Origin of the sequence: Mesorhizobium sp. M4A.F.Ca.ET.090.04.2.1 (genome assembly GCF_003999085.1) — a bacterium.
In the GTDB taxonomy this organism is placed as follows: Bacteria; Pseudomonadota; Alphaproteobacteria; order Rhizobiales; family Rhizobiaceae; genus Mesorhizobium.
On record NZ_RZOT01000382.1, the window covers coordinates 1 to 5,916 of the forward strand.

Annotated in this window: 7 protein-coding genes and 1 pseudogene; 1 reads left to right on the forward strand and 7 read right to left on the reverse strand. The window is 63.8% G+C overall.

Annotation, left to right across the window (positions count from 1 at the left end; translation table 11 throughout):
• Positions 1 to 626: substrate-binding domain-containing protein (locus EN781_RS23315; protein ID WP_189347760.1), on the forward strand; the 626-nt coding region annotated here is incomplete at its 5' end.
• Positions 627 to 839: 213 nt separating this feature from the next.
• Here the strand turns inward: EN781_RS23315 and EN781_RS23320 are convergent.
• The 7 genes and pseudogenes from EN781_RS23320 to EN781_RS34860 all read right to left on the reverse strand — a co-directional run.
• Complete coding sequence (locus EN781_RS23320; RefSeq protein ID WP_126056954.1) at positions 840 to 1,028, reverse strand: hypothetical protein; 189 nt, start codon at positions 1,026 to 1,028, stop codon at positions 840 to 842.
• On the reverse strand, positions 1,025 to 1,252 hold the full coding sequence (locus EN781_RS23325) for a hypothetical protein (protein WP_126056955.1): 228 nt from the start codon (positions 1,250 to 1,252) through the stop codon (positions 1,025 to 1,027). The genes EN781_RS23320 and EN781_RS23325 overlap by 4 nt, the downstream gene beginning before the upstream one ends.
• 222 nt (positions 1,253 to 1,474) lie before the next feature.
• Positions 1,475 to 2,533, reverse strand: a complete 1,059-nt coding sequence (locus tag EN781_RS23330) for an aminopeptidase (protein WP_126056956.1) — start codon at positions 2,531 to 2,533, stop codon at positions 1,475 to 1,477.
• A gap of 345 nt (positions 2,534 to 2,878) precedes the next feature.
• Positions 2,879 to 4,333, reverse strand: a complete 1,455-nt coding sequence (locus EN781_RS23335) for a S8 family serine peptidase (protein ID WP_126056957.1) — start codon at positions 4,331 to 4,333, stop codon at positions 2,879 to 2,881.
• On the reverse strand, positions 4,323 to 4,991 hold the full coding sequence (locus EN781_RS23340; RefSeq protein WP_126056958.1) for an anti-sigma factor: 669 nt from the start codon (positions 4,989 to 4,991) through the stop codon (positions 4,323 to 4,325). Before EN781_RS23340 ends, EN781_RS23335 begins: the two co-directional genes overlap by 11 nt.
• Positions 4,988 to 5,554: a sigma-70 family RNA polymerase sigma factor gene (locus tag EN781_RS23345; RefSeq protein ID WP_126056959.1), complete on the reverse strand. Its 567-nt coding sequence runs from the start codon at positions 5,552 to 5,554 to the stop codon at positions 4,988 to 4,990. Before EN781_RS23345 ends, EN781_RS23340 begins: the two co-directional genes overlap by 4 nt.
• Before the next feature lie 177 nt (positions 5,555 to 5,731).
• Positions 5,732 to 5,916, reverse strand: a pseudogene (locus tag EN781_RS34860) (integrase); the annotation flags it as partial.

Sequence of the window (5,916 nt, forward strand, 5' to 3'; positions counted from 1 at the left end):
TGGCGCTGCTCAACACGCTCGGCATCCCCTTCATCGTCCATGGCCGCAGCGAGGGCTTCGACTTCGACTATGCCTTCCTCGACATCGACAACGAGGGCGCCTTCCACGAGGCGGCGCGGCTGCTGGTCCAGCTCGGCCACAGGCGGCTGGCGCTGATCAACGGCGACGACCGTGAGACCTTCGCCATCCATCGCGAGCGCGGCATGCGCCGGGCACTCACCACGACTGGCCTCGTGCTTGGCGAGCGCCATATCTGTTCGCTCACCATGACCGAGGAGAACGGCTACCGCGCCGCCAGGCGCCTGCTCGAACAGAGCGAGCCGCCGACGGCGATCGCCTGCTCCAGCCTGATCATGTCGCTCGGCGTGGTGCGCGCGGTGCGCGATCTCGGCCTGACCATTCCGGGCGACCTGTCCTTGATCGCGCATGACGATGTCTTTCCGTGGCTGAAGCCGGAGAATTTCCCCGTGCCGCTGTCGACGACGCGCTCGTCGATCCGGCTCGCCGGCGCCCGCGTCGCAGAGCGCCTGGCGGCGCGCATATCAGGACTCGAGGAGGGCGCCCGCGGCGAGGTCTGGCCGGTCGATCTGGTGGTGCGGGGGTCGGTGGCGGGCGCGCCGGGTTAGGATCAAAACTCAATCGCTCGCAGCGACGGAGTCCGAACTGCCGCTATGCGCCTGATATCGGTCAACGAGCCGAACTTCGTTGGGGCGCAGCAGCGGGCATGACCGGCGCCAACCACCTCGGCCACAATCATATTGATATCAAACGGCAAGAACCGAAACAGCGGCCGCAACTCGCCGCATCGCTGCGCGAACTTCCAGCCGGATGATGTCGCCTTACGGCTGCGCGCGCCCGTCCGCGCGAGCGTTCGCCTCAGCAAGCCTCGCCAGCGCCTGCTCGACCTTCTCTCCCGCGGCGTCCGTCAGTTCGATATGATGCACGACCTGATGCGTCAGCAGCGCGAGCCTAGCAGCACGATATGTGGCGCTATGCTTGGCAGTCTCGATGTCAAAGGTCGCTATCATCGGGCTGCCGCCCTCAGTGGGTGGTTGGTCCGATCGATCTTCATCAGGCGCGCTCTTGCATCAAGGACACGCCGTCGCGCCGACGTGATCCGGCAGCAAAGCGCCAAGTTGATACCGACGCCGCACTCTTCGTTGAGCATCTCCTCAGCACGCTCAAGGGCGAGTTCCGCCCGGTTCACGCGTTGCCTCGCGATTGCAAGTTCCAAGTTCTGAAAGTCAAACATTCCACATCCTTGGTTGCGGTCCCTTCGATGGCTAAACAGCCGCTGATCGCATTCGTTCCGACGATGCGACAATAGGGCCGGCGCTCCTGCGCCGAAGGCATTTGGCGAAAGAAGGCCTGGACTGGTCGGTCGGGTCAAACTCCTGAGGGGCGCCGACAAGCTTCGCCACGTGCCGCTCGAGGAACTTCGTAAGGAGACGCTTCGGCCTTTACATTGACGGGCTCAATAGCAGCTATCTGCCGCCGCAAGTGTTTCGGCGCGATGAGGTTCGTCCAGTACGCCAATCCGTCGAACCGACGCATAGAACCGTGCATAGTTGCCCGAACACAAGTCGAACAGGCGGAGAAATGCGGTCACCCGATCACTGTAAACGGAAGTCGCGGCGAGCTTTGCGTTGTTGATTGGGGAGGCGAACCAGGCATCGTATCCCCGGTATCGACCCCAGCGCCTGTCGCGCATGTGTCGGTAGCGCGTCCGCAGCCGTTCAATCGCGGCCATCTTTGCGGCCCGCTTCTGCTCCGAGGTGCCGGAGTTGCCATAGATTTGTCCTAGCTCGTCCCGGGTTTGGGAGACAAGCGTAAGAAATTCAGCTTTGCGCCTCTCAGCGGCTTCGTAACGGCGCAATTGCGCAGTAGCGCCAGCGGCGCGCAGCCATTTTTTTACCCCGGTTGTTTCGACGGCGACAGCGAACGCCTCGTTGAATGCGGAATCGCCGTGCACGTAGACGCGCTGGTGGGCCAGTTCATGGAAAACCAGCGCAGCAAGATATGTCTCATCCTGGCTGAGCATCGTGCTTAACAGCGGGTCACTTGACCAGCCAAGCGTGGAATAGGCAGTGATGCCGGTCACAAAGACGTCCATGCCCTGTCCTTGAAGTTCGACGGCGGTTTCAGTCGCAGACTTCTTGGAGAAATATCCTCGATAGGGGACGCAGCCGAAAACGGGAAAACACCATGTTCGTGGCGTCAGCGAGAATTCCGGCGCGGCAAAGACGGCATAGGTCACCGAGTCCCGACCGATGTCGACATAGCTGCGGTAGCTGCTGTTATCGGGCAGCGCCAGTTCATCAGTTGCAAACTGTCGTATGGCGCTCGCCGATACCATTCGGGCGCGCAATGCCTTCGGCGTCGAAGGGTCCTCGATCAGTTTTCCGACATCCCTGCGCGCCGTCATGATCTGCAGATGACCCTGCACGGATTGCGCGTAGTAGGAAACACTGATGCAACCGGTCAAGCCGGACACCACGATCATAACGGCAACCAATCGATAGAATGTGCGCATCACGATTTGCCCATTCCGATAGGGCAATTGTCGCGATTGGCCCGTGGTGGCCGAAGCTGAAGCATCGTGGGACTCTCACAATACGACCCCGCAGTGCAGCGGCGCGAGGGAACTGAAATCTGATCATAGTGCCCTCTCGGGCCCGCCGAGACTGTCATGGACGGAGGCCAGCCATTCGCGGCTATCGAGCTATCGCGGACCCCAGAAACGGTCAGTTTGCTTCCAGTCCCATCTCGGTCATTCTGTAACTGCTGTCGAATGACCGTTAATGACTTCCACTGCCACCAATCCAGGCCATTGGCGACAAGTTTGTTGATTGGGCACCCGATCCATCTCGACTGAAGCTCATTCCTTCTTCACAGCTTCCGCCGCCTTGGTGTCCAGCAGGCCGTAGCCGAAGTCATTGTCCCTGCCCTTCGGGCCGAGATCCCTTGCGGTATCGGCCAGCGCCTTCTCGATTTCGTCGGCCGAACGGTCGGGCGCGACATGGATCAGGTTGGCGATGGCCCCGCTGACGATCGCGGCGGCAAAGGACGTGCCGGTGACGACGTCGGAGCCGGCGCCGCTCGGCGCCACCATCTCGACGCCGGGGGCCGAGATGAAGACATAGGCGCCGCGATTGGCCTGCGGCATCAACCCGTCCTTGGCATCGGTGGCGGTCACGGCGATGACACCGACAAAGGCCGCCGGGTAACCATAGGGAGCTTTCGGCCCGTTGTTGCCGGCGGCGGCGACCAGCACGATGCCCAGCGAGCGAGCGTTGCGGCAAGCAATGCCGAGCAGGTCATTCTTCGGGCCGACGAAGCTCATGTTGATGATGCGCACGTCCTGCTCCGCCGCCCAGTCGAGCGCCGAAAGGATGACGTCCATGGTCGACTTGCCACCCTCGAAGGCACGGGCATGGTAGATCTTTGCCCCCGGCGCCATGCCTTTGAGCGCGCCGACGCCGGCGATCAGGCCATCGATCGAGGTGCCATGGTCGCGCTTTTCGACCGGCACGTTGGGCATGGCGTCGAACTGGTCGGCGATGACGCCCGACAGCGCCGGGTTGGTGTCGTCGATTCCGGTGTCGATGACGGCGACGCGCACATTCTCGCCGCTCGCCGCCTTGGCGTCGAGCGCGATGCGATCGAAGGCATAGTTGACGATACCGGCCGCCTGCTGCAGCGAATAGACATGGTTGGGCTCACGCCGTCTTGTGCGGCCGTCGGCGGCAAGCTGCGCCAGCACGACGCCGACCGGACGGCCGTCGGGAATGCCGAAGCGCGCCAGCGTGGTGCCGAGCAGGCGCGACTGGCGCTCGGAGCGCACTTCGAGGCCGAAGGAAGCAGCGATCTGCTGTACGGTAGCGGCATCGCCGTCGACCGTCACCAGCACCTCGTCGGGCACGAAATCACCGACGATGGCGCGCTGCGGCTCGGTGGCGATGAGGTCGGTCGGCGAAATGATCGGGCCGCCAAGTGCCGGCGCCTGCACGGGCGGCGCGGGCGGAGCCGGCGGCGGCAGAGTACTGGCCGGATCGCGGCGCGGGTCGGGCGTCGGCAGCGGCGCCGCACCGCCGGGAGGATTGGGAAACAGGTCGACGATCAGCGCCGGCAGAAAGACGGCGGCGCCGCCGACAGACCCGGTGCCGGACGTCCCGCCATCCTTGGCGCAGTCGGCGCCGGCGGCGTTTGTCCGGTCGGCACAATCGGTTTGCGCCGGCGGCTGGTCCTTGCCCTGCGCAAAAACGGGCGCGGCGGCGATTGTCGTCGCCGCCAGCAGAAATCCAGCGAATGCGATGACTGCTCTAGCCGCCATCAACCGGTTTCCTTCCCTCAATCACAGCATCCGCGAAGGGCTGGGCGGCAATAAGGCCAAGCAGCTTGTCGTAGTCGGCGCTCGTCTTGGCCGGCAAGGCAATATGGAAGACGCCAGCGGCGGTCGGCCCGCCTGATATCTTCAGCCCATTCTGATCAAGGAAGGCGGCGATGTCGGACATCTTCGCCTCCGGCTTGAACTTGACGAGAGCGAACGGCAGCTTCGCCAGCTCGTCCCCGGTGCCGGCGACCTCGAAATCATTGCCCTTGCCACCGGGCTGCTCGAAGGATTGCACCACCACCAGCGCCAGCAACGCCGCTGCGGCCGCCCAGGCGACAGTGGCCGGCACAGCCAAGAAGCGATTGAGGGCCTGCGTGAGCCATGACGGGCTGGCCGGCGCACGCGCCGGACCGGCCTCGGCGTCGAGCGTCCGGGCAAATCGGCTCAGCGCGTCGGCCGGCGGGCGGATCGCCTCGTTGGCGGCAGCGGTGCCGGAGAATTCGGCCTCGGCCTCGCCGAGCGCGGCAAGCGCCGCCGGGTCGCTCGCAAGCCATTCCTCGACGGCTTCGAGCTCGGCGCCTTCCAGCGAGCCGTTCAGGTAGAACGGCAGCAGCGTTTCCATCTCGTCGCGGCGCGACATCTTTTCAGCGGCGCTCATGGCCACCCCCTGTCGTAACCGGCGGCCTTGAGGGCCTCACCGAGTTTCTTGCGGGCGTAGAACATTCTGGTCTTGACCGTGGCGACGGGAATGCCGAGCACCTCGCCAATCTCGGTCACCGACTGTCCGTGATAATAGGCAAGGTCGATCACCGTGCGATGTTCTTCCGGCAAGGCGTCGATGAAGCGCCGCAGGGCGGCGCCCTTGTCTTCCTTCATGGTGACGACTTCCGGCGTGTCGGCGCTGTCGGGGACCTGGGCCGCGTCATCGTCGTCGATCCAGTCCTCCTTCTTCTTGCGCAGCGAGGACAGCGCCTTGAAGCGGGCGATGCCGAGCAGCCATGTCGAGACTTCCGAGCGTCCTTCGAAGCTGGGCGCCTGGCGCCACAGCTCGAGGAACACCTCGTTCGCGATATCGTCGGCCATCATTTCCGATCCCGTCTGGCGCACCACGAAACGGTAGACCCGCGCGTGGTGACGCATGAACAGGAGCCGCACGGCAGCCCGGTCGCCCTTCGCGACCCGGTCGACAAGCGCCCGATCGGTCTCCATCGCCGCTGTCATGGCCGGTCGAGCCGCCTGGCTCCTCGTAGCTCTGTCGCCGATCGGTCCAAAAAGGTTCATCCTTCCGCCAAGGAATTTTCGGGAGGCTAACCGAAGAGCGCGAGCGTTGCCAGAGTATCTGTCCAGCCGATAGATGGGTAACAGTTTGAACCGGATACATAGGTAACAGTTCTCCCCCTATTTGTCCGCTGCAGCGCCAAGCGGATTGGTTAGCGCGGCGCTGCAGCGGACAAGCGTCATACGCCTTGTGTCGATGATGCCGAGCTGGTGTGCATGGAAGGAAAGAGCCCATTGACCATCCTCGGTTTGGGCGGCCGCGACAGCTTCACCAACCAGTGCCTGCGAGACATAGACGAAGCCGC